The sequence below is a fragment of the Pseudoalteromonas sp. MB41 genome (assembly GCF_020966275.1).
In the GTDB taxonomy this organism is placed as follows: Bacteria; Pseudomonadota; Gammaproteobacteria; order Enterobacterales; family Alteromonadaceae; genus Pseudoalteromonas; species Pseudoalteromonas lipolytica.
The window spans coordinates 59,412-81,809 of the sequence record NZ_JAJJZF010000012.1; the positions used below are offsets into that span (position 1 = coordinate 59,412).

Annotated in this window: 23 protein-coding genes and 1 tRNA gene; 16 read left to right on the forward strand and 8 right to left on the reverse strand. The window is 38.7% G+C overall.

Annotated elements, in window-relative coordinates; genetic code table 11:
- Positions 1–9: 9 nt before the first annotated feature.
- The 4 genes from folC (at position 10) to purF (ending at position 4,384) form a co-directional block, all read left to right on the forward strand.
- The gene (gene folC, locus LPA49_RS12805) at positions 10–1,275 is read left to right on the forward strand and encodes a bifunctional tetrahydrofolate synthase/dihydrofolate synthase (protein ID WP_065978798.1); all 1,266 of its coding nucleotides are present in this window, start codon (positions 10–12) and stop codon (positions 1,273–1,275) included.
- An 11-nt stretch (positions 1,276–1,286) separates the two neighbouring features.
- The gene (locus LPA49_RS12810) at positions 1,287–1,955 is read left to right on the forward strand and encodes an SPOR domain-containing protein (RefSeq protein WP_036969853.1); all 669 of its coding nucleotides are present in this window, start codon (positions 1,287–1,289) and stop codon (positions 1,953–1,955) included.
- A gap of 389 nt (positions 1,956–2,344) precedes the next feature.
- A complete protein-coding gene (locus LPA49_RS12815) occupies positions 2,345–2,839 on the forward strand; it encodes a CvpA family protein (RefSeq protein WP_036969851.1) in 495 nt (164 codons plus the stop codon).
- 18 nt (positions 2,840–2,857) lie between these two features.
- Complete coding sequence (gene purF, locus LPA49_RS12820; RefSeq protein WP_065978800.1) at positions 2,858–4,384, forward strand: amidophosphoribosyltransferase; 1,527 nt, start codon at positions 2,858–2,860, stop codon at positions 4,382–4,384.
- 78 nt (positions 4,385–4,462) lie between these two features.
- Here purF and LPA49_RS12825 read toward each other — a convergent pair whose 3' ends face one another.
- Complete coding sequence (locus LPA49_RS12825) at positions 4,463–5,062, reverse strand: Yip1 family protein (protein WP_036969848.1); 600 nt, start codon at positions 5,060–5,062, stop codon at positions 4,463–4,465.
- Between the two features lie 231 nt (positions 5,063–5,293).
- Here LPA49_RS12825 and miaE point away from each other — a divergent pair, with 231 nt between their 5' ends.
- Positions 5,294–6,052: a tRNA isopentenyl-2-thiomethyl-A-37 hydroxylase MiaE gene (gene miaE / locus LPA49_RS12830; protein ID WP_074988700.1), complete on the forward strand. Its 759-nt coding sequence runs from the start codon at positions 5,294–5,296 to the stop codon at positions 6,050–6,052.
- On the opposite strand, the gene LPA49_RS12835 is transcribed toward miaE, so the two are convergent.
- Genes LPA49_RS12835 through LPA49_RS12845 form a run of 3 tightly spaced genes read right to left on the reverse strand, consistent with a single transcriptional unit; the run spans position 6,049 to position 8,172 of the window.
- On the reverse strand, positions 6,049–6,840 hold the full coding sequence (locus LPA49_RS12835; protein WP_230236695.1) for an ABC transporter substrate-binding protein: 792 nt from the start codon (positions 6,838–6,840) through the stop codon (positions 6,049–6,051). The two genes, miaE and LPA49_RS12835, sit on opposite strands and share 4 nt — an antisense overlap.
- A gap of 49 nt (positions 6,841–6,889) precedes the next feature.
- Positions 6,890–7,627 carry a UDP-2,3-diacylglucosamine diphosphatase gene (locus LPA49_RS12840; RefSeq protein ID WP_036969843.1) on the reverse strand — a complete coding sequence of 246 codons (738 nt, stop codon included), beginning with the start codon at positions 7,625–7,627 and terminating at the stop codon, positions 6,890–6,892.
- Positions 7,628–7,680: 53 nt separating this feature from the next.
- The gene (locus tag LPA49_RS12845) at positions 7,681–8,172 is read right to left on the reverse strand and encodes a peptidylprolyl isomerase (protein WP_036969841.1); all 492 of its coding nucleotides are present in this window, start codon (positions 8,170–8,172) and stop codon (positions 7,681–7,683) included.
- Between the two features lie 176 nt (positions 8,173–8,348).
- Here LPA49_RS12845 and cysS point away from each other — a divergent pair, with 176 nt between their 5' ends.
- A complete protein-coding gene (cysS, locus tag LPA49_RS12850) occupies positions 8,349–9,728 on the forward strand; it encodes a cysteine--tRNA ligase (RefSeq protein WP_036969840.1) in 1,380 nt (459 codons plus the stop codon).
- Positions 9,729–9,868: 140 nt separating this feature from the next.
- A complete protein-coding gene (locus LPA49_RS12855; protein WP_036969839.1) occupies positions 9,869–10,738 on the forward strand; it encodes a DMT family transporter in 870 nt (289 codons plus the stop codon).
- Between the two features lie 63 nt (positions 10,739–10,801).
- Here LPA49_RS12855 and folD read toward each other — a convergent pair whose 3' ends face one another.
- Positions 10,802–11,656, reverse strand: a complete 855-nt coding sequence (folD, locus tag LPA49_RS12860; protein WP_036969836.1) for a bifunctional methylenetetrahydrofolate dehydrogenase/methenyltetrahydrofolate cyclohydrolase FolD — start codon at positions 11,654–11,656, stop codon at positions 10,802–10,804.
- A 340-nt stretch (positions 11,657–11,996) separates the two neighbouring features.
- On the opposite strand from folD, the gene LPA49_RS12865 reads away from it, so the two are divergent.
- A tRNA-Pro gene (locus LPA49_RS12865) sits at positions 11,997–12,073 on the forward strand.
- 959 nt (positions 12,074–13,032) lie between these two features.
- On the opposite strand, the gene LPA49_RS12870 is transcribed toward LPA49_RS12865, so the two are convergent.
- From LPA49_RS12870 to LPA49_RS12880, 3 genes are all read right to left on the reverse strand, one after another.
- Complete coding sequence (locus LPA49_RS12870; protein WP_199527839.1) at positions 13,033–13,209, reverse strand: hypothetical protein; 177 nt, start codon at positions 13,207–13,209, stop codon at positions 13,033–13,035.
- 311 nt (positions 13,210–13,520) lie between these two features.
- Entirely contained in the window at positions 13,521–13,676 is a 156-nt protein-coding gene (locus tag LPA49_RS12875; protein ID WP_199527838.1) for a hypothetical protein, read from the reverse strand.
- 399 nt (positions 13,677–14,075) lie between these two features.
- Positions 14,076–14,309, reverse strand: coding sequence for a helix-turn-helix domain-containing protein (locus LPA49_RS12880; RefSeq protein ID WP_138558777.1), 234 nt, complete (start codon positions 14,307–14,309; stop codon positions 14,076–14,078).
- 105 nt (positions 14,310–14,414) lie between these two features.
- Between LPA49_RS12880 and LPA49_RS12885 the strand changes: the two genes are divergently transcribed.
- The 8 genes from LPA49_RS12885 (at position 14,415) to LPA49_RS12920 (ending at position 22,335) form a co-directional block, all read left to right on the forward strand.
- Complete coding sequence (locus LPA49_RS12885; protein WP_199527837.1) at positions 14,415–14,954, forward strand: hypothetical protein; 540 nt, start codon at positions 14,415–14,417, stop codon at positions 14,952–14,954.
- Positions 14,955–15,077: 123 nt separating this feature from the next.
- Positions 15,078–17,222 (forward strand): P-loop NTPase fold protein, encoded by a 2,145-nt coding sequence (locus LPA49_RS12890; protein ID WP_199527836.1) that lies wholly within the window; start codon positions 15,078–15,080, stop codon positions 17,220–17,222.
- An 887-nt stretch (positions 17,223–18,109) separates the two neighbouring features.
- Positions 18,110–18,853 carry a hypothetical protein gene (locus LPA49_RS12895; protein ID WP_199527835.1) on the forward strand — a complete coding sequence of 248 codons (744 nt, stop codon included), beginning with the start codon at positions 18,110–18,112 and terminating at the stop codon, positions 18,851–18,853.
- A gap of 148 nt (positions 18,854–19,001) precedes the next feature.
- Positions 19,002–19,397, forward strand: coding sequence for a hypothetical protein (locus LPA49_RS12900; protein WP_199527834.1), 396 nt, complete (start codon positions 19,002–19,004; stop codon positions 19,395–19,397).
- Positions 19,398–19,605: 208 nt separating this feature from the next.
- Entirely contained in the window at positions 19,606–19,845 is a 240-nt protein-coding gene (locus tag LPA49_RS12905; RefSeq protein WP_199527833.1) for a hypothetical protein, read from the forward strand.
- Between the two features lie 10 nt (positions 19,846–19,855).
- Positions 19,856–20,440: an ABC-three component system protein gene (locus tag LPA49_RS12910; protein WP_199527832.1), complete on the forward strand. Its 585-nt coding sequence runs from the start codon at positions 19,856–19,858 to the stop codon at positions 20,438–20,440.
- Positions 20,430–20,654 (forward strand): ABC-three component system middle component 6, encoded by a 225-nt coding sequence (locus LPA49_RS12915; protein WP_199527831.1) that lies wholly within the window; start codon positions 20,430–20,432, stop codon positions 20,652–20,654. The genes LPA49_RS12910 and LPA49_RS12915 overlap by 11 nt, the downstream gene beginning before the upstream one ends.
- Positions 20,644–22,335, forward strand: coding sequence for a DUF2326 domain-containing protein (locus LPA49_RS12920; protein WP_199527830.1), 1,692 nt, complete (start codon positions 20,644–20,646; stop codon positions 22,333–22,335). The genes LPA49_RS12915 and LPA49_RS12920 overlap by 11 nt, the downstream gene beginning before the upstream one ends.
- Positions 22,336–22,398 lie beyond the last annotated feature (63 nt).

The following is a 22,398-nucleotide window of genomic DNA, read 5'->3' on the forward strand; positions in this document are numbered from 1 at the left end:
TTACACGCTATGACAGAAATCCTTCCTAGCCAATCATCGAGCCTTGATGATTGGCTTTGTTATTTAGAAAGTATCCACCCTGCAAATATTGAGATGGGCTTAGAGCGCGTTGCACGCGTTGCTAATCAAGTCGATTTACTCAATAGCCCTAGCAAAATTATCCTTATCGCAGGTACGAATGGTAAAGGCACGACTGCGCGTTGTCTTGAAAGCCTTCTTCTGGCGCAAGGCTTTAGTGTTGGTACGTATGCTTCTCCTCATTTAATTCGATATAACGAGCGAGTGCGTATTAACGGACAAGAGCTGGACGATCAATTTCATGTTGATGCGTTTGATATGCTCGAAAAAGGCCGAGGTGACACGTCACTGACTTATTTTGAATATGGCACCTTAGGCGCGTTAGCTATCTTTAAACGCCATGCTGTTGATTACGTGCTGTTAGAAGTCGGGTTAGGTGGACGATACGATGCAACAAATATTGTTACACCGCATGCCTGTGTGATTACTACCATCGACCTTGATCATAAAGAATACCTAGGTGATACACGTGAGCTTGTCGGTTACGATAAAGCCGGTATTTTTCGTAACAATACTCCCGCAGTTGTTGGCGATTTAAATATACCTCATACGGTTACCGATTACGGTAATGAAATTAACGCGGATATGGTGTTATCTGGCCGTGATTTTACTTTTGCCGAGGACGCAGACGGGTTTAATTGGCAGTATCAGGGAAATAACTGGCGCTTTGCAAAGCCTGCCATCCCTTGTCAAAACGCTGCAACTGCACTGACGTTATTAAGCAAGCTTGCACTTTTACCACGTGAGCAGCAGGTGCGTGAGTGCTTGGCAAATTTAACGGTAGAAGGGCGCTTTCAACAATTAAGCGACACACCACGTGTTTTTACCGATGTTGCACATAATCCTGAGTCAGCACGTTATTTAGCGCGCAAATTAAGCGTGTATAAAGATCAAGGGTTTAAAATTCATGCATTAGTCGCTATGCTTGCAGATAAAGATAAAGTGGCTGCGATGTCGGCCGTGGCAGATGTGGTTGATGAGTGGTCATTAGCGAGCTTAGATTGTTTTCGTGGAGACACAGTTGAAAATCTAGCGAAGGCACTGGCTGAGACACCATCGACAGCACCCAGCACGCATTACCCCAATGTAGAAGCTGCGCTGGATAAAATAGTGCAAACAGTCGATGCGAACACCTTAGTGATTGTGTTTGGTTCGTTTATCACTGTGGCTGCAGCCATTAACTACTTTAAAAAATAGAGAGGAATTCGGTGAACGCAGGGTTTATTAATCGCTTAGTAGGGACCACCATTGTGGTTGTAGCGGCTATTGTCTTTATTCCAAATATTTTGGATGGAGAGAAGGTTCATTACACAGACGGCTTTAAAGCGATCCCTGAACGCCCAGAGTTCACGACGATTGACTTACAAGAGGCGATTGATAATAAGGTCGCCTCAACAGAGCAGCCCTTAGCAGCGCAGGTAGAAGATATTCAGGCTGATGACGCAAAGCTTGCTTCAGACCACGTTAAACAAATCGATGAACCCGCCAAAATGGTCGAAGCATCGACAGACGACACCGTGACTATTGCTAAAATAGAGCCTAAAGCGGAAGTTAAAACGCAAGTTAAAGCGCAGCCTAAGCCTGCTGAAAAAACAGCAGAACCGGCACGCAAAGCCGAAGAAAACTTGACGCAAATGGCTTATGTGATTCAACTCGGTAGCTTTTCGCACGCTCCAAACGTTAAATCACTGCAAGAAAAGCTAAAAGCAAACGGCTTTAAAACCTTCACTCGTCCAATTAAGACCCCTAATGGCACTTTAACAAAAGTCTTTGTGGGTCCGTCACTGAATAAGAAAGAGCTTGAGAGTAAACTGCCCGAGTTAAAACAGCTAACCAAGTTAAATGGCAAAGTTACTCAGTTTGAAGTAACAAAGTGATCTAACCTAAGTTGCACGCTTTCATACCAATGCGCTTATTTAGTTCCTTAAAGTGATTTAGTCTAATTGCGGATTGGTATAACCCCTTAACCCCTTAACCCCTTAACCCCCTAACGAATCCTGTAACAGCGACAAGGGGGCTTTCACCGAACGGGTGGCGATACAGCTCAAGTATCATTTAAGTTGCCACAACACCGTATAGCCCCCCTTGTAACGTGCCAAAGGGCATGGCTAAAACATGTTTTTACTGCCTTGTTGATTTAGCCAAGATATCACTATTGCCTGCAATCAATGCCTTGTCTAAATACGTTTTATATCATGCTGAAATCTTGCATCTACAGGTGGTTTGGGTATAGAATGCGCCCCAAATTAACGACTAGTTGGTTATTATGATCTGGGTTGATTACGCCATACTTGGCATCATTGCACTGTCTACCATCATTGGCTTAATACGTGGCTTTGTAAAAGAAGCAATGTCATTGGCTGTATGGGCTGGCGCATTTATCATCTCTAGCTTGTTTTACCAATATTTAGCATCCTTCCTAACAAGTATTTCAGAACCCCTTTTAAGAAATGCTGCCGCAATAGCCATATTATTTTTTGCGACACTCCTGTTAGGTGGATTACTAAACTATATTTTAGGTGAGCTTGTACAACGTACTGGTTTATCTGGCACCGACCGTGTTTTTGGCATAGTGTTTGGTGCGCTTCGAGGCGTGTTGGTCGTGAGCGCGTTACTCTTCTTTCTTGATGCTTTTACCGGTGCGCCTAATACGCATTGGTGGGGCAACTCTATTTTGATTCCAGAATTTGGCTTTGTTGTTGAGTGGTTCTTTTCGTACCTCGAAAACAACTCAAGTTTTTTAAATTCTGTAAACCGTTAATCGGCGAGGATAAATTTAATGTGTGGTATCGTTGGCATAGTCGGAACTTCTCCTGTTAATCAGGCGATATATGATGGCTTAACTGTTTTGCAACACCGCGGTCAAGATGCAGCTGGCATCATTACCATTGAAAACAACACGTTTAGCTTACGTAAAGCCAATGGCCTAGTTAAAGATGTATTTCATACCCGTCATATGAAGCGTCTACAAGGAACGATTGGTATTGGCCATGTTCGCTACCCGACAGCTGGTTCATCTAGCTCGTCTGAAGCGCAACCTTTCTATGTTAACTCGCCATTTGGTATTGCACTTGCGCACAATGGTAACTTAACAAATGCAGAAGCATTAAAGCAGCAATTATTTTCAGAAGCTCGCCGTCATGTTAATACAACATCAGACTCTGAAATCTTACTTAATATCATGGCGCATGAGTTAAGTAAGCCAAATAAATTAAAGCTTGAAGCACAAGACATTTTTGATGCTGTCACTGAAGTAATCAATAAAGTAAATGGTGGCTATGCAACAATTGCAATGATCATCGGCCACGGTATTGTTGCTTTTCGTGACCCGAATGGTATTCGTCCGTTAGTATTTGGTAAGCGTGAAACGGCAAACGGCACAGAATATATGTTTGCATCAGAAAGCGTCGCATTAAAAACAGACGGTTTTGAGTTTGTACGTGATGTTGCGCCAGGCGAAGCGATTTATGTGACTGAAGACGGTCAGCTTTTCTCTCAACCTTGTGCTGAAAAAACGAGTTACTCGCCTTGTATTTTTGAGTTTGTTTACTTTGCACGCCCAGATTCAAACATTGACCGTATGTCAGTGTATGCAACGCGTGTCAACATGGGTACCAAGCTCGGTGAAAAAATTGCACGTGAATGGGCCGATAAAGACATTGACGTTGTGATCCCTATTCCTGAAACATCATGTGATGTCGCACTGGAAATTGCTTCTGTACTTAACTTGCCATACCGCCAAGGTTTCGTTAAAAACCGTTATATTGGTCGTACATTTATCATGCCTGGCCAAGAAATGCGTAAAAAGTCAGTTCGCCAGAAATTAAATGCGATTGACCGTGAGTTCAAAGGTAAGAATGTACTGCTTGTAGATGACTCAATTGTACGTGGTACTACCTCAGCGCAAATCGTTGAGATGGCACGTGAGTCAGGTGCTAAAAATGTATACTTTGCTTCAGCAGCGCCTGAAATACGCTTCCCGAACGTGTACGGTATTGACATGCCTTCGGCTGCTGAGCTGATTGCGCATGGCCGTGAAGTAGAAGACATTAATGCAAGTATTGGTGCAGATGGCCTAATCTATCAGTCACTTGATGACTTAATCTCGGCAGTAAGCCAAGAGAACCCTGAAATCACACGTTTTGAAACATCGGTATTTGATGGTCAGTATATTACGGGTGATATTGATCAGGATTATTTAAACCGCATTGACCGCTTACGTAATGATTCAGCGAAATCAACACGTGAAAATGCAATGTCGTCAGGTTTAGAGTTACACAATCAAGAAGAGAATGGTGCTGATTAATTAGCAACTCGCTTGAATAATAAAAAAGGAGCTTGCGAGCTCCTTTTTTGTTTGTGGAAAGAAAGGATTTAATTCTCGTTAGGTAAACATAGGATGGACAATGCCGTTAGTCCACAAAATAGCGGTTGCAGCTAAAATAATAACCAATAAAATCAGTCCGCATGTGACCACTGAACTGGCATAAATAAAACCTCGCTCCTCAGGGATATGCATTAAAATGGGCACCCCTGTGTAGAGTAAATATACCGAGTAAGCAAGCGCGACCAAGCCTACACACACGACAAACCACAGCTCGGGTAGAAATGCAGCAAGCGATGACATAAACACCGGTGTTGCCGTATACGCAGCAAGTTCCAAAGTTTGTGTAAAGGTCGGTTTTGCTCCAAACGTAACGGCCATCCAATGCGCAAGGTAGGCCAGCGCAAATACGCCTACTATTAGTGCAAAATACATCGCAACCGCGATAAGCAATGCACTATCATGGGTCAAAAAGACTGCCTCACCTGAGCCAATGCTCCAACCCAAATGAACTGAAGAGTAATACCCCATAATAGAGGGGATACACGCGATAAGTAAGATATGTGATAAGCTGTAACGCAAGCTTTCATGCCGGTTATCAATGGTTTGCCACTCTTCGAGTGGATGAGCATATAAGCCCCATAGATGGTTTAGAATCATAATTGTTGCCCCTGTAAAAAAGGAATATGAGCTGTTTTATTTTTGTACAGCTTTGATTAAGTTATGGTTCACTTATTAAATCTTGTCAAGAAGCTGAAATAATCGAATACTCAGTTAAGATGTAACTCTTTAGTGCATATAAGAAATTACTTTTGCCCTGATTTGGGTCATGGAGTGAAACGATATTTATGTGGTAAAATGCACGCTTGTTTGACGATGAGAATAGAATCAGTGCCTTACTCTGCATTATTAGCCCCGATACAGTCATTTTTGCAATGCGAAACACCCGATGAGTGGATTGTTGCGGCAACCAAAAAAGAAAACTTAGATATCGTATTAATCGATCACTTAATTTGTGAATTAAAAGCGGCACAGAGTGCGATGTTTTTAATTCGTAAGTATGCGGTTGATAAAGAAAGTGCGGATGCGTTACTTGAATGGTTAAAGCCCTTTGAAACACTTATTTATAAGCGCGACGGCGATTGGCGTGAGCTTGCCGATAAAAACAAGCTGACTAAGTCGATGATCCCAAAGTCGGATTCACCTTATGGGCAAGATCTCATTGATAAAATGGTCATGCTTATTAAAGAAGAGCTGCATCATTTTTATCAAGTGCTTGAGATTATGGATGAATATGGCATTGAGTATAAAAGTATTACCCCATGTCGTTATGCCAAAGGGATGCTGCGCCACGTAAAAACTTACGAGCCAGATGCCTTAGTTGATAAGTTAATTATTGGTGCCTACATTGAAGCACGCTCGTGTGAACGTTTTGCCAAATTAGCGCCGCATGTTGATAAACGCTTAGGTGATTTTTATATTTCATTGCTGCGCTCAGAAGCGCGTCATTACCAAGACTATTTAACACTTGCGCAAGAGATCTGTGAGTTCGATATCAGCGAGCGTGTCGAATTTTTTGCGCACATTGAAGCTGAGTTAATTTCAACGCCTGATGACGATTTTAAATTTCACAGTGGGGTGCCTGCTTAAGGCATCTCAGTGCGAATAAATGGTGAGTAGAAGGCTTGTTTTTCTTTGTCACTTAGATGATAACGATTAAGGATTATTTCTGCTTGGCCATTGTTAATTATTTCGACCAAGCCTTTTTCTAATTCGTTTTGAAATTCAATTGATTGAGGATGGCTTTTAGCTGAAATGATATAAAGTTGATGAGTCGCAATATTGGGTTTTAACGCGGTAATAACCACATCGCTGTTTTGTAATTTACTATTATGTGCGAGCCAGTATTCAGCCACTTCTTGCGTACCTGCTACGAGGTCAACCCGTTCTTGCTGAAGCAAGTAAAGGCTTTCAACTAAATCACGTGTGGTTGTAATACCTAATGTTGTGTTGTTCGTAAATTCTTCACTACTTACATAATCTTCCCCCATACTAATGGTATAAGGTTTCAGAGAATCAATAGAGCCATTGTAACGAATTACGGCATCTTGGCGCTTAAACAAGACAACATTGGCAAAGCCGAGAGGTTTTGAATAATAAAATACTTTGGCTCGATCTTCTGAGTAAAAAGCACCTAGAACAGCAATGTGCTTATGTCGTTTGGCTAATTTAAGTGCCCGAGCCCACTGTGTATATTCAATGACGGCTTTTTTATTTTGACTTTTTAAAGCGGCAATAACCACCTCATGAACCCAACCCGGTTTTTCACTATTATCGATTAGAAAAGGTGGGAAAGGCTCTGTGACTAACCGCCAAGTTTGGCTATTGAGTGTAAAGCAAACTAGTAAGCAGCACAGGCATGTTAATCGTGTAATCATAAAACGGCACGCTTTAAACGGAGACTCTGTTCAAGCATAGCTAAAATTCTTACGATTTAAAGGGGGTGTGGACGAGTTCTTGATTGTTGGGGGTTACTCTTAAATATGAGCCTTGTTCATACCAGTCACCTAACACAGTACGAATTAACGTTTTACCATTAACAGTGTATTGATGAACATTTGGGCGGTGTGTATGACCGTGGATCATATTGGCAACGTGGTGCTTTTTGAACATGGCAAGTACAGCTTCTTCGGTTACATCAAGAATTTCGAGTGCTTTACCTGCTTGGCTTTGTTTTGACTTTTCGCGGGCGTTACGGGCAATTTTCTTTCTGTACCATAGTGGCATCGCTAACATGAGCTTAGGCCACCACCAACCACGACTTTTTTTACGAAACTTTTGATATTCAATATCTTGAGTACACATTTCATCGCCATGCAGTAGCACCGTCGGCGTGCCATATAAATCAATAACAACCTGTTCAGGCAGCAACGTCATATTGGCGCTGTTGGCATAGCCGTCACGCATAATAAAGTCTCGATTGCCGTGTATGAAAAAAAGCTCAGTACCACTTTCAGCTGCTTGTCTTAAGTGTGCAGCCACACGTTCTGAAAGTGTCGTTTGATAGTCATCACCAACCCAAACTTCAAAAAAATCACCCAGAATATATAACGCATCTACGTCATCATTAATAATCTTGTCATCAAGAAAATCAAAAAATGCCGTGGTGATATCAGGGCGGTTTTCTGTTAAATGGAGGTCGGCAATAAAATAGCTCTGTTTCATAGTCACTCGCAAAAAAGCGGGCTTAAGCCCGCTTATAAAGACTCACCGTTAGCTTAGCTAACAGTTACTTTTTCGATAATTACATCTTCAAGTGGTACGTCTTGGTGGAAGCCTGCGCTGCCAGTCGCAACACCTTTGATTTTGTTTACGATGTCCATACCTTCAACTACTTCTGCAAACACACAATAGCCCCAGCCTTGTGAAGTTTCGCTGCTGAAGTTTAAGAAATCATTGTCGTTCACGTTAATGAAGAACTGTGCAGTCGCTGAGTGTGGATCAGGCGTACGTGCCATGGCTAATGTACCAACTTTGTTTGCTAGGCCATTGTTTGCTTCATTTTGAATAGGGTTATTAACTTCTTTTTGAACCATACCTGGCTCAAAACCACCGCCTTGAACCATGAAACCATCAATTACACGGTGGAAAATAGTGCCGTTGTAAAAGCCTGCGTTTGCATACTCTAAAAAGTTTTTAACAGTGTTTGGTGCATCGCTTTCGTGCATTTTGATGGTGATATCACCAAAGTTTGTGTGTAGAACAACCATGAGGTTTCCTATATCTGGTTTAATAATGCCGTTATTTTATAGCACTTAGCTAAGATTAACAAAGTGCTTGTTGAGAAGATTAACAAAGTGCTTGTTCAATTGATAAAGCGCTAGAGCAGTGGCTTTGCAAGTGTTACCATAGAGAATCTCGAAACACCGTTAAGGACATTTTATAAATGGTACAAATTTACAACACACTTACACGACAAAAAGAACAGTTTAAACCCCTTGTTGATGGCAAAATCGACATGTATGTGTGTGGTATCACTATTTATGATTACTGTCACATTGGACATGCGCGTACTTTTGTTGGCTTCGACGTTATTGTCCGTTACCTGCGCCATATTGGTTACGACTTAAAATATGTCCGCAATATTACGGACGTTGATGACAAAATAATCAAGCGTGCTCATGAAAACGGTGAGTCTATAAATGACTTAACAGTCCGTATGACTAAAGCGATGCACGAAGACTTTGATAGTTTAAACATGCTTCGTCCTGATGTTGAGCCAACGGTAACCAACCACATGGATGAAATCATCGCCATGGTTGAGCGTTTAATAGCGAAAGGTCATGCTTACGTAGCAGCTGACGGCGATGTATTGTTTGATGTATCAACATTTGAGCAATACGGCGCACTTTCACAGCAAGACTTAACTATGTTGCAAGCGGGTTCGCGTGTTGAAGTTGCGCAAGATAAGCAAGATCCGCTTGATTTCGTACTTTGGAAAAGAGCCAAGCCAGGTGAGCCTTCGTGGTCATCGCCATGGGGTGAGGGTCGTCCTGGTTGGCATATTGAGTGTTCGGCAATGAGCTCTAAACATTTAGGTGAGCATTTTGATATTCATGGGGGAGGATCAGATTTACAGTTCCCACACCACGAAAACGAAATTGCTCAATCATGCTGTGCAAACAACGGTAAGTACGTAAATACCTGGATCCATACAGGCATGGTGCAGGTAAATAAAGAGAAGATGTCTAAGTCATTGAACAACTTCTTTACCGTACGTGACGTACTAACAGAGTACGATGCTGAGTCGGTTCGTTATTTCTTAATTTCGGGTCATTACCGCAGCCAACTTAATTACTCGCAAGAGAACCTTGAGCAAGCACGCTCTTCATTAGAGCGCATTTACACGGCATTACGCGGTGTAACACCTGTTGAGTGTGAATTAGCCGACAATGAATACGTTACAAAATTCAGAAAAGCAATGGACGATGACTTCAATACACCTGAAGCATTACCTGTGTTATTTGAATTAGCAAAAGAGCTTAACCGTGTGAAAGACAGCGATGCAGAGCAAGCTGGAAAATTAGCTTTTGTGCTTCGTAGTATTGCCGAAGTATTAGGTGTTGCGCAGCAAGACCCAGAAGCCTTCCTGCAAGGCGGTCAAGACGATGACGAAGTAGCACAGATTGAGGCCTTAATCATGCAACGTAATGAAGCCCGCGCTAACAAAGATTGGGCCGCTGCTGATGAAGCACGTGATGCGCTAAATGCGTTAGGTGTGGTGCTTGAAGACTCTGCTGGAAAAACAACGTGGCGTAAAGCGTAAACACTAAGCTAAAATTGAAACCGACAAAAGGTTGCCATATTGGCAGCCTTTTTTGTTTTTAGTTTTTTATTTTTAAGTATTGACCTCAATAAAAGTTGAGGTTTTATTTTATCGCTATTGTGCATTTATAAGGACTTACATTGAATATTTTTCTTGCCATGATCCCCGCTTTTTTATGGGGTACAACTTATGCGGTGACAAAATATGCGACCCCTGATTGGCCGCCGTTATTATTAGGTGCGTTACGCGCATTACCCGCAGGGTTACTTTTATTATTAATAAAACCAAGCTTTCCTCGCGCGCGTCAATGGCCCAGCTTACTCGTTTTAGGCGCTATAAACATCGCCCTGTTTTTTGCGTTTATCTTTATTATGGCGATTAATCTTCCTGCAGCAATTGCAGGTGTTGGCATGGTGTCGGTCCCCGTGGTCGCACTTTTATATGCATGGATAGCAAAAGGACAGCGACCTGCAAAGCCTCAAGCTATTAGTGCAGCCGTATTAGTCGTGCTTGCATGGTTATTGTTCGACCCCGCTTATGTCGCTTTAAATGCACTGGGTGTCGGTGCTTTATTGGGGGCATTACTGACGATTGTGATTGGCAGTACCCTTGTACAAACCTTATCAGTCAGTATTCATTGGTGGGTGGTGCTTACATGGCAGTTAATTATTGGCGGTACTATTTTATTACTCGCTGCGGTTATAGACGGCAGCTTCATTAATCCAACAAATTACCACAGCGTTTTTGAGCCTATTTCAACGCTACAATACAGTGCATTATTTTGGCTTATTGTGCCCAATACAGCGATTGCCTATATTTTATATGTATGGTTACTTGGGCGTATGAGTGTGGCTGAATTTTCGTTTGGCACGATTGCGAATCCAATTGCAGGGATCATCTGTGCAATTATTTTATTAAATGAGCAATACCAACCATGGCAGTATCTGATTATGTTTACGATGATTATTTTTTCGGTGTTGCCGCAAATGCTAAAACTTAAACGCGTGTAAACGTATTCGTTTCACAATAAAAAAGGGTTGCCATGTGGCAACCCTTTTTACAATCAATCATTATTAGCTGTGATATTTTTCACATGCTTCAAGGGTGTTCTCAATGAGGCTTGCAACAGTCATCGGGCCGACACCACCTGGCACAGGCGTGATGAAGTGCGCTTTTTGTTCGGCAATATCATATTGAACATCACCCACAAGTTTGCCAGATTCAAGGCGGTTAATACCTACATCAATGACGATAGCGCCTTCTTTAACCCAGTCACCAGGAATAAATTCGGGTTTACCTACAGCCACCACCAATAAGTCTGCACGACGCACATGAGTTTCTAAATCCTGCGTGAATTTATGACACACCGTTGTTGTACAACCGGCAAGCAGTAACTCAAGTGACATAGGACGACCAACAATGTTCGATGCACCAACCACAACCGCATGCATGCCTTTATAACGCACACCCGTAGAGTCGAGTAGGGTAATAATCCCTTTAGGTGTACAGGGGCGAAGTGCTGGCATACGCTGTGCTAAACGGCCAATGTTATAAGGATGGAAACCATCAACATCTTTATGAGGGGTAATACGTTCAAGAATCTTCTCTGCATCAAGACCTTGCGGCAAAGGAAGTTGAACTAAAATGCCGTCTACTTCTTTGTCTTCATTAAGTTGATCAATTAATGCGAGTAAGTCTTGCTCTGTCGTGTCGCCAGGTAAATCGTAAGATTTAGAAACAAAGCCGACTTCTTCACAGGCTTTGCGTTTTGAACCTACATATACTTGGCTTGCTGGATCTTGACCAACTAACACGACTGCGAGTCCTGGAGCACGTAAACCGTTTGCAACACGCGCTGCAACTCGTTCTGCCACATTACTGCGTACTTGTTTAGCTATTGCCTTACCATCGATGATGTTTGCCGTCATGGGTGACCTTTCATTGGGGTTAGTTAACTTGATACTGATACATCAAAATATGATCATCCGAATAAGGGGCATGGATATAACAAACACGTTTGTTTGATCATATTTTATTATGCTGCGTATTTTCGCAGAAAAGCTGCATAGCGCCAAGATGCAATATGATATAAAGCGTCTATTTATAAAAAAGAGTTCAAATTTTAGCTTATATTTGCAATATTTAACCATTATGAACTAAAAGTGACCGATTGAATTATTTTCTTAAAAAAATGTTTGACCTGACTCGGCCAAATCACTATTATGCACCCCGTTGTTAACGAGGTCACTCGCAAACAATAGTAAGCATCGGCGATTAGCGCAGTTTGGTAGCGCACTTGGTTTGGGTCCAAGGGGTCGCAGGTTCAAATCCTGCATCGCCGACCACTTCTTCTTCAAGAAGCGGTTGCTTACAGGCAAACTTTTGAAGTTTTCGATGCGCCCGTAGCTCAGCTGGATAGAGCAAGAATAACCCCCTAACTAGTTACCAAAATAACAGGGTAATTGAGTGGGTGGGGCTTGCAGAGGTGGTAACGTTACCATTTTAAAAATTTAGCTTACCAAAGTACGTAATATTTTGGTAAGTTATATTAAATGACAATTACATTATATCTTATGTGATTTGACGGCATGATTTGAACGTATTATTGTTTTCTCATGTATGTAACTTTAAAAATTTCGTTCGATTAGCTCAGTTGGATAGAGCATCTGCCTTAAAGCTTGATACTTAGTATCAAAATTAGGAGCCTTTGTTGGGAAACCTTCAAAGTGAATGAAGTCAAATTCAGGGAAACCTTCCTGTTTATTATCAGATGGCAATCCTGAGCCAAGCCTAGTGAAAGCTAGGAAGGTGCAGAGACTAGACGGCTTCGACCTACGTTCTTCGGAATATGGTAGTGGGATAGTCCAGACCACAAAGCCTGAATGTTAGGTGGCAGTGAAAGCTGTAGTGGTATGCTAAGCAGAGGGTCGAAGGTTCGAATCCTTCATCGAACGCCATACTTTATTTTAAGTTTCTTTGACTTAAGAGAAGATAAAAACAAAGAAAGCGACTTTTTATGTCGCTTTTTTTATGCCGAATCCATTCGGCAGTCACCATTCATCCATGAATTTTTGCCCTGTATTAGCCTAACCATTTATGTGCGACTTTTTCCAACAAGCTGAGAAAGCTCTGAGTCTACCTCATTGGTTTAGCAGGAATGGGTTATTTGTAATTGTAGGGTTGAGTGCAGTAGCCGCATCCATGCGGCTAGGATAAATCCAGTATGTTTTCAGATTTTGCCATCGTTTAGAGCTAAGCATTGAAGTGTAATGCTTTCGAATTTATAGATTTCTAGCATACTCATTTATAAACCAAACACTTCAACGTAAATTTGGTCATCCGAAGTTAGCTGGGCTTGATACTCGATATCATGACTTTTACCGTTTTGGAATTGGATATCAGCAGCACAACTCGTTGCTTTAGCTTGTTCATTAATACCGTTGCTACGAATTGCTATAATGTTAAATGAGATTTTTGACATTCTCTCATCCACTGCGTCTAGTGCTTTGGAAATATTTTCGTCCTTATCTCTATGCTCTTGATAATCGTCATACTGCAACATGCTCAGCTTCAGATAAAAGGTGCGCTTGCTCTAATATTTCATCAGCTTTTGTAACGCCAACAAACTTATCTTTAACGATTGAATTAACAACTTCGCTTTTCTTCATACATGAAATAGTCAAAGTGATTAACGTACATCATTGTCATTGCAATTTCTAAAGACTGCCTCAGAGAATAGAATGCACAATCAAAAAAGCCCTGTTCGAATAGAGTTAAGCTGTTGACTATCAGTTAACTTGCTTCATGAATAAATGTGTTTGCAATATTGCCGTCACTTCGCCCTGTAAAGCTTTCTTCAATATTTGAGATCTCAACAAGCAATTTATCTTTATTTGTATTTGTAAGTGGCTTTAGATGCCTATTTTGCTTTAATTTTCCAAATTCCATAAATACAGCTAATGCAGAGGCTAAGAGATATCCATAAGTTAGCAATCTAGATAACTAAAGACTAATTATAACTTGGCTATTAATTCTTCGTTTTTATATCGGACGATGTAAAAGAATCACTCTAAAGGTCGTTAGCGACCCTTATATACACAATGAAGATGGGCTTAGCATTGATAAAATATGACTTCGCGCTCTTAATAACTTTATGATAAGCCATGTGATTGGTTGGTTTCCGCGAATCTTTAAAGACACATTCCGTGAGAGGGGGGGGTTAATTAATGGGCCGAAATATGGCTTTTGCTCTTGGTTTATTGAAATGCCCTAAGCGAATGCGGTGGGTTCTTATTAGCCTTAACTTTTCTTGGTCGGTTGACCTCTCAAGGTATGTGAATAAAGCATTTAGATGCTTTTTTTTATGTCCGAAATAGACGGAAAAATTTCGTTAATATCACAATCTAATATTATTATTATTTCATATAATCTTTGGAAAGATATGGTAATTGTTCCAGATTCAATCCTGCTAACATAGCTTTGTTCAACATTAAGACGGTGGGCTAGCTCGGCTTGGCTCCAATCTTTCTTTATGCGAGCTATTTTTATGTTCTTACCAATAATTTTTGTAATTGACCGCATCAAATAAGAATCCAAAGATTAAAAATATAATGATCCCATATTGTTATTGGCTGTCATATGTATTAAGTTACATATTATATGCATGATCATACATAAAAGGGTGTTATGGAATACGATTTAGAATCATTTTTTGATACAGTCATTGGCCTGAACAATATTGATAATTTTACTGCTAGAGATATAAGTTTTGGTTTTTGTTGCTTTGCTAAAGCAGAACACTTTGAAATTGCGAATATACAAAAGCAAGTATCTGTCTATTTAAAAAAACTGACAAGGAGGGGGCTTCTTGAAGAGTCTGTGTCGGGAACAACAAAGCAAAAATTTAAAACGTACAGAAAGACATATCTTTTTCATTCAAATTTCGATTCTGCTAAAAATGATTCTAAACTAGATGTCCAATTTATGAAAGATTGTGAAAGTGAGATATCAAGGTACAGTTTTAAGATATTAGAATACGACATGGCACTGAAGAAGTGTGATGAAATGTGCAAACAAAGTAACAATTTAAAAGCTATCATTAAGTCTACTGATGAGCTATTACGAGTTAGAAGAAATAGCCTTCAAAAGAAAAAAGAGTTGCTACTTGAGTTAAGTACATTTTATAAAATGGAAGTACCGAATGCTCATATTGAAAGCGGTAAATGATTGGAACTAAATGTGAAACGCTTAGAACTTTAGAGTAAGTGATTAGTAATTGTTGAGCATCAACTTCATATAAGATAATTAATAGATTCACAGGCTATTAATTATAAATTTAAAGGGAATTTAATGACAATAGAAGAATATAACTTATCATCAGATAAGCCACTAAATGACATAGAACAAGACGTACTGGGATACTCTAAATTCGCTACCAATTTAGCAAGATGTATTACTGCTGGTACATTTGATGATGGGATAGTTTTTTCTCTCTATGCTGAATGGGGAGCAGGTAAGTCAACAACTTTGTCATTTCTTGAAAGTGAAATAAAAAATCAAGCACCTGATATTGAAATATTGCACTTTAATCCTTGGTGGTTTTCAGGTGAGGATGCACTATTAAAGTCATTTTTCACACAATTAAGAGCGCTTTTTTCTAACTGGCAATCTAAAGGGAAAAGCATCGCAAAAAAGCTAGGGGTAATCTCTGAAGTACTTGCTAAAGCTCCAATAGCAGAAGCTAAAGCAGTAGATGCATTAATAAAGAAATTATTGGGAACTGATTTAAATCAACTTAAAAAAGAGATTGAGTTATTACTCCGACAAGAGCAAAAAAAAATTGTTGTGATTATTGATGATATTGATCGGTTGACAGGTGAGGAAGTTAAGCAATTATTCAAATTGGTTAAAGCCGTTGCTAATTTTCCAAATATAGCCTATTTACTTGCATTTGACAGAAAAGTGGTTGCTAGCAGTATAGAAAAATCACTCAATGTAAATGGTAGCGATTACATTGAGAAAATCGTTCAAGTACCTTTTGAATTACCTCCTCCAGATCCAAGTGGTTTAACTAATTTATTTATATCCAAAATAAATTACATTTTCAGAAATGTTCCAGAGAAAGAACATGACCAGACGCATTTCGGAAATATCTACCATGATGGCATCAAATATTTCTTAAAAACTCCAAGAGATGTTATTCGTTTATCAAACTCTTTGTCGATTACTTACAAAGGTGTTGAGGGTGAGGTTAATTTCTGTGATTTTACGGCTATTGAAACTCTGAGGGTATTTGAACCGAAAATATATGACTTTATCCGTAGGAATGAGTATTTGTTTTCAGGCGTTGAAAGCAATTATGGTTATTCAAGAGATGATAAGCAACTAGAGCTTAAAAGAAATAAATTAAACACATTATTCGAAATGGCTGAAAAAGTCCCTTCAAAAGTTATAAAAGATCTACTACTAAGAATATTCCCTAAAGTTAGCTCAATCACTGGAAATATTATGTATGGAAGTGACCATTCACCATATTGGCGAAAAGGTAAGCATATATGTGCACCTGAGCTATTTAATGTTTATTTCCAGTTTTCATTACCAAGCAGTATTGTCAGCTCAAATGAGGTGGAAGCTGTTGTTGAGGCAACAAGTACACAGTCGGACTTAGAAAAAGTGATATTAAAGCTTTCAATCGAGGTACTTGCTAATAATAGAACTAAGCTAAGTAGTGTGTTAGAGCGCCTAGTTGATTATTTAGCAGATTTAGAAAAGCAACAGGTAATCAATATTATCAATATGATTTTTAATATAGGGGATAAGTTACTGATAGAGAATGATGAATCTGAAGGTATGCTAGCTTTTGGCGGTAATAACTTACGTTTAGGTCGCTTAATGTTTTCAGGAATTAAGCAATTAACTAATGATAAAGCAGAAAGATTCAATGTGTTAAAGGCTGCTTTTGAAAATGGTGAGGGTATTGTTACTATGGCTGACCAAGCAACAATACTAGGTCAAGAGCACGGTAAATATTCTTATGATAAAGGCGTTCGTGATGACTCACTTATTGAGCTTAAGCATCAAGAAAGGTTAGAGCAAATAGTATTAAGTAGAATTCGGGCTGATGTTAATGCCAGTCTACTAGAGCTGAATAATAATTCGGTTAACTTGATATATGACTGGGCTAGGTGGGCTGATAATGAAGAAATAACCTTGTGGCTTAAAGAACAATTGCGTAAAGAACCAATGAAAATTCTTTTTTTGCTTAAAGGGTTTTGTACAAAAAGTTACTCTCACTCAGGTAATGATAGAATTGCACGTAAAAATGAGCGCCTCAATGTTAAAAATTTAAGCGAGTTTCTTGACATTGAAGAGGCCAAAGAGATAGCAAAAAGTATTTACGATCACACAGATGAGCTTGATAAGGAATTAATTAAATTCTTTTTCAGTGAATGTAACTTATTCGAATCGGACCCCAGTACATTCGATAGACATTAAAAATTAAAGTCAGCATATTCACTTACATTGTTTAATCTCAGCAGGTACGCAAGATAAGGCCTCAAGGGAGAGATAGAAAAAGGCTGTTTATATTCAGTTGAAGTGTTATCAACGTTGTTTTAATGAAAATGCTAGCGGTTCTTAATGAGTTTAATACTTCATTTGTGAAGATAAATATGGCAGCAAAATGATGCGTGTATAGCTAGGCATGTTTAACACACATTGAAAAACGAATAAGTTACCTAGCACGTTATACCCGAGAACGTGTGATGTCTAATTAACGTTTATAATCAGCAAATATATAGTTTGTAAGCTTTAAATACCGGGATTAAACAGGTGATAATCGCGATAAAGTGATGATACTGAGTGATGATGAGTTTTTACGAAGATATTGACAAGCATGTATTGTAAAAAGGGTTTGCGGGTATTTGTCATTATGGTTTTTTAGCCAATGCATGTCGCAAGCTGAAGTAGGCATTAATTAGGCCACAAGGATCACACTGGTAAAGTAGATAAGCCAAAGACAGAAAACGTAGGTGTCTTGCGGCTAATTAATGTATTCAAGTTAGATGTAACAACGACGAAAGTTGAACGAGCTAGCGGCTTCTATATTCGTAAAAATAAAATTGCTAATCTGGCCAAGTTTAGGTGTAATGAATACATAATAAACGCTGAGCAATGCAGGGAAGCTTACATAACTAGCTTTGCTAATTAATTTAGCTAGGAAAGTAGACCCCAAAAAGCAAATTCTCATAGCATAAAAAATATTAACTACATGCTGCATAAATACTAAAATGTTATAACTCTACGAGGAAGCAATTCTTAATTAAACTTTTATGGTGTTTCTATGAAGTGTTGTCATAGATGTTTATAGTAATGGAGTAAAAATGCCTTTAAATGAAGAGAACTTTGAAAACTTTTATCGTGGTAATAGTGCCGAGCATATTGTCTCTAGCCAAATTTTTTTTCATGGTTTTGAAGCTCATAAGTACAACCCTGATTTTGGTGTGGATTTATTAGTCACAAATAAAGCTAGGCAAAAATATTTGAGCGAAGAACCTATCGAATTTAATATTCAGGTAAAGTCATCATTAGTGGTTAAGAATCGGGCTTCAATCTCAATAAATAAGGAAGAGTTTGCGCATTTAATGCAGCAAAACAACCCTGTGCTCACATCAGTTCTTTTTGCCCCTGAATTCATTGGGCAACCTAGTATATATAACAACTTAAATCCTCATGCTCAAACTCTTCACTCAATGGATGAATGGCTAGAGAATTCATGGGCAGAGCAAAATTATCACTCACAGTTTAACGTCCCTAAATCAAGGAATAAATGTGAATACCTTAAAAACAAGAAAGCAGCTAACAACTTAGCTCTTGATGGTTATGAGAGCACTTTGTTTTGGCTAAATAAAAACCAACTTAAAAAAGCCCTGGAACTAGGGGTGTTGCAACAAGGAAAAGACAATTACTATTTAAACTTGGCCAAAGATGATGAAGGTACTTGGTATTTTCAATCTACTGATGATTCCTCGTACTACCCATATATAGAAATTAGTCACCTTAGTTATCTTTTTCTTAAAAAGCATAATTATGGTATAGAAATGGAAGACTTTTCACATAGTTTTTAATTGTTTAAAAGTAAAAGCATCAATGATTTTCAAACAAGTTACTCAAAAGAACGCATAATGTTTGTATTTCGTTATTTCATCCCTAATTATAGCCAAGCATTTATGCGCCTATTAGTAAGGCGTAATGTGTTTCAAGCAAGGAGGTATTATGGCTAGTAAAAAAGTTTGGCAAGCGGGTTTGGACGCCTTAATACAAACAACACCACTTGTTGGGCCTTCATTAGCCGCGATGTCTAGAGCGGCTTCAGATTCTGAAAGTGCTTCAGAATCACAAGACTTAACTATTTTAGATCATGAGGCCCAGCGCCAAAAGATTGAGTTATCAATGGCTGAAATGCAGGCTAAAGTTGCGCAAGAAGTTGCAATTGCAAGGCGAATAGAAGAGGCAGATGAAGTTGAAATTGAAGAGTATTACGAAGGTGAAGTAGAAGGTAATGCTGGATTAAAAACTGATGGAGAAAATTTATCCATTGGTGTTGGTGGTAAAGGTAGTCGAGTTACAAAAAGAGTATATCGTTTCAAACGCACAACAAGTAAAACATAACAAGTTACTCAAGTTCTTTCGTAAACTCTTTCTTTTTTTGAATCCCTTTAGCATCAACAAAAAATTATAGTTGGCAATACATTACGTTATTTGTTAAGAAGGACTTATTAAATACATTAGCGTAACATCGGTAGAAAGATGCGCGACGTGCGCACTGTAAAATTGTTAGTTTTCTCATCAACATCATCATTTATCAACAAGGATAGAAATGGATACTTTCATTGAATTTGTAAAATCAGACATTGGGGTCACGCTGGCTTGGCTATGTACTGTAGGAAGTACATTCTTTGCTGTGATTACATCAAAGAAAAATAAACAGTTGGAAATAAAAATTGGTGAAATAACTAAGAATTCAACAGTAGATAATAGTCAGGATAGCGTTATGCAAAACGGCCAGAAGAATGTATATACAAAGAACAACTCTGGCGGCATGAAAATTGACATGTAAGGACTGAATCTTGACCATAGGAAATGAAGGGGGTAACACCCCTGTAAATAAAACAGTTCAAGTTGAACGTAATGCTGGAAATATTATAATCGGGGATTCACCCGAATATGAGATCAGCTCGGCTATAAATGAGTTGCTAAAGTCATTAGCTAATAAGCCTTTTACGTTTAAGAAAAGCAGAAGGCGCCCGTCCTCTGAAACAGTTGTAAAGATTCAACACAATAATCTTAAAGCTAAAAGTCATATCATAAAGCAATACTTAGATCATTCCTCAAAAGTAGAAGAAGCCTATTTCGAGATAGACTCACTGATAACTTTTGGAAAAGATACAATCCTGCAAAATTTAAACGATTTATATTATCTTGCTTTAGATTCTGTTGAAATCGACTATCTAACTTGCGATATAAACATAGCTAAAATCAGAGAAAATTCAGAGTTTATTTTAGATTTTATTATTCAAAGATTAAAAAATACTGTATTTGAATCAAAAAACACTCCAGCTTACAAAGAGCATGTAGAATTGGGCGTGAATGTCGTCGTCGCTCATGCTTTTATTGAGTGCATAATTATGGAAAATCCAACTTATGATTCCTAAAAATGGTTGTGACCCAGAAATAAATGTTGTGAGTATCGGGGCAAAAATTCTAAAGAAATTGGCAGAGGAAAATCCGTCCATGGATACGATACTCACTGACTGTTCTTCAGAACTAAAAGTATCGATTGATCACATTATATTGTCATTAGATTGGTTGTTTGCAATTAAGGCTATTGGGGTTAATGGAACAGAGGTTTTTATAAATGAAGCTTGATAGCCTTGAAATAAAGATAAATAGCGAAGTAAAAAGATTGGTTAAATTTGAGACAGGCCTTAACCTCATCACAAACAAGCCTAACTCTGGTCGTACAGGGAACAGCGTCGGAAAATCAACATTATCAAGAGTGGTTGATTTTCTAATGCTAGGAAGTATAGACAATATTTACATCGATGAAGAGTTCAAAAAGCCAAATCTTGAGATAGAAGCGCTTTTTAAGAACAACATTGTAACTGCTTCTCTCAGTTTTTTTGACTTCTCAAATAAAATAAATCAAATTTCTCGAAATCTATGTATTGGTGGTGAATCTGAATCTAAATTCTGGGTAAATGGTGAAAGTGTTGAAGAAAAGGGATATGAGTCATTTATTCAGGATAAAATCTTTAATATATCTACTAGAAGGCCTTCTGTTCGAGCTGTAGCGCCTAAATTCATTAGAAATGACAGTCATAGAATGTTAAGTACGACCAAATTTCTTGATAAACGACAAGGACCAAAAGATTACAGCGAACTTTTTTTATACCTTTTCGGTTTCAATAATACGTATCTACTTACAGAAAAAAGAGATGCAACGAATCTGGTTAATAGACGAAAAAGGAATTCCACTTCAATCAATGCTCTAGTGAAAGAGCAAAAGCCAAAAAGTGAGATCAAGAAATATAAGGCAGATGCTAAAGAGCTAGAGAGCAACCTTTTAACATTCGAATACTCGTCAGAATATTCGAATCCAATAGAAAGGCTTTCAGAACTACAAGTAAAAGAAGACCGATATACCGAAGAGCTTCTATCAATACAGCGAAAAGTAGACAATATCAATCATACTATCGAGCTATTATCCAAAGACAAAGATGGTTATTTAATCAACGAGCTTAAAGTTATATATAGTTTCTCTGGTGTAGCAATTGATGGAGCCTTAAAAGAACTTGAAGACGTTATTTTGTTCCATAGAAATCTCGTTGAAAAAAAGAGGCACTTTCTTACGATTGACCTGCCTAAATTGAATGAGGAATCTGAAGGTCTTCAAGCAGAGCTCAGTTCAATACGGAAAGATAAGTTACAAGTTTTTTCTGATATGAGGTCCAAGGAAAGCTTAGACAATGTGACTAAAAATCTGAAACGCCTTGGTGAGCTTAAAGTTGAGCTTGGAAAGTTAGAAGGTCTAATGGAACAGCAGTCCAAGGCAAAATTAGATCAAACTGAAGCTGAAGTTCAATTGCAAAAAATCCTTGAGGCTATTTCCAAAGAGATTGACAATGTTTATGAGTTTGAGAAAAAATTCAATTCACATTTAGGATCTCTTACAAAAAGTCTTCACGATGAAGAATACAGCATAGACTTAGAATTCAATAAGGATAGCGGTATTTGTTCTATAGAGCTCAATAACTCAGCAACTAACCCTGAGGGTGGAAAGAAGAAAGCTGAAGTCATTGCTTTTGATTTTGCATATATACATGCCATTAATGAGTTAAAGCTGAATCGACCAAATTTTATATTTCATGACAGTATCGAGGATATTGACAAAAAACAGATTGAAGATATTTTCAAAGAAGCAAAGAAGCTACCGGGTCAACAGATTCTGTCAATGCTATCAGATAAAATATCAGAAGAAACTTACAAGAAGATATCCAAAAATGTAATCTTATCTCTTGATGAGGATGAAAAGTTCTTTTGTGTTTAAACAAAAACTAACAAGTCAAATCACTCGGGCGCAGCGAAGCTGCGCCGGTGTTTGAGGCGTTAT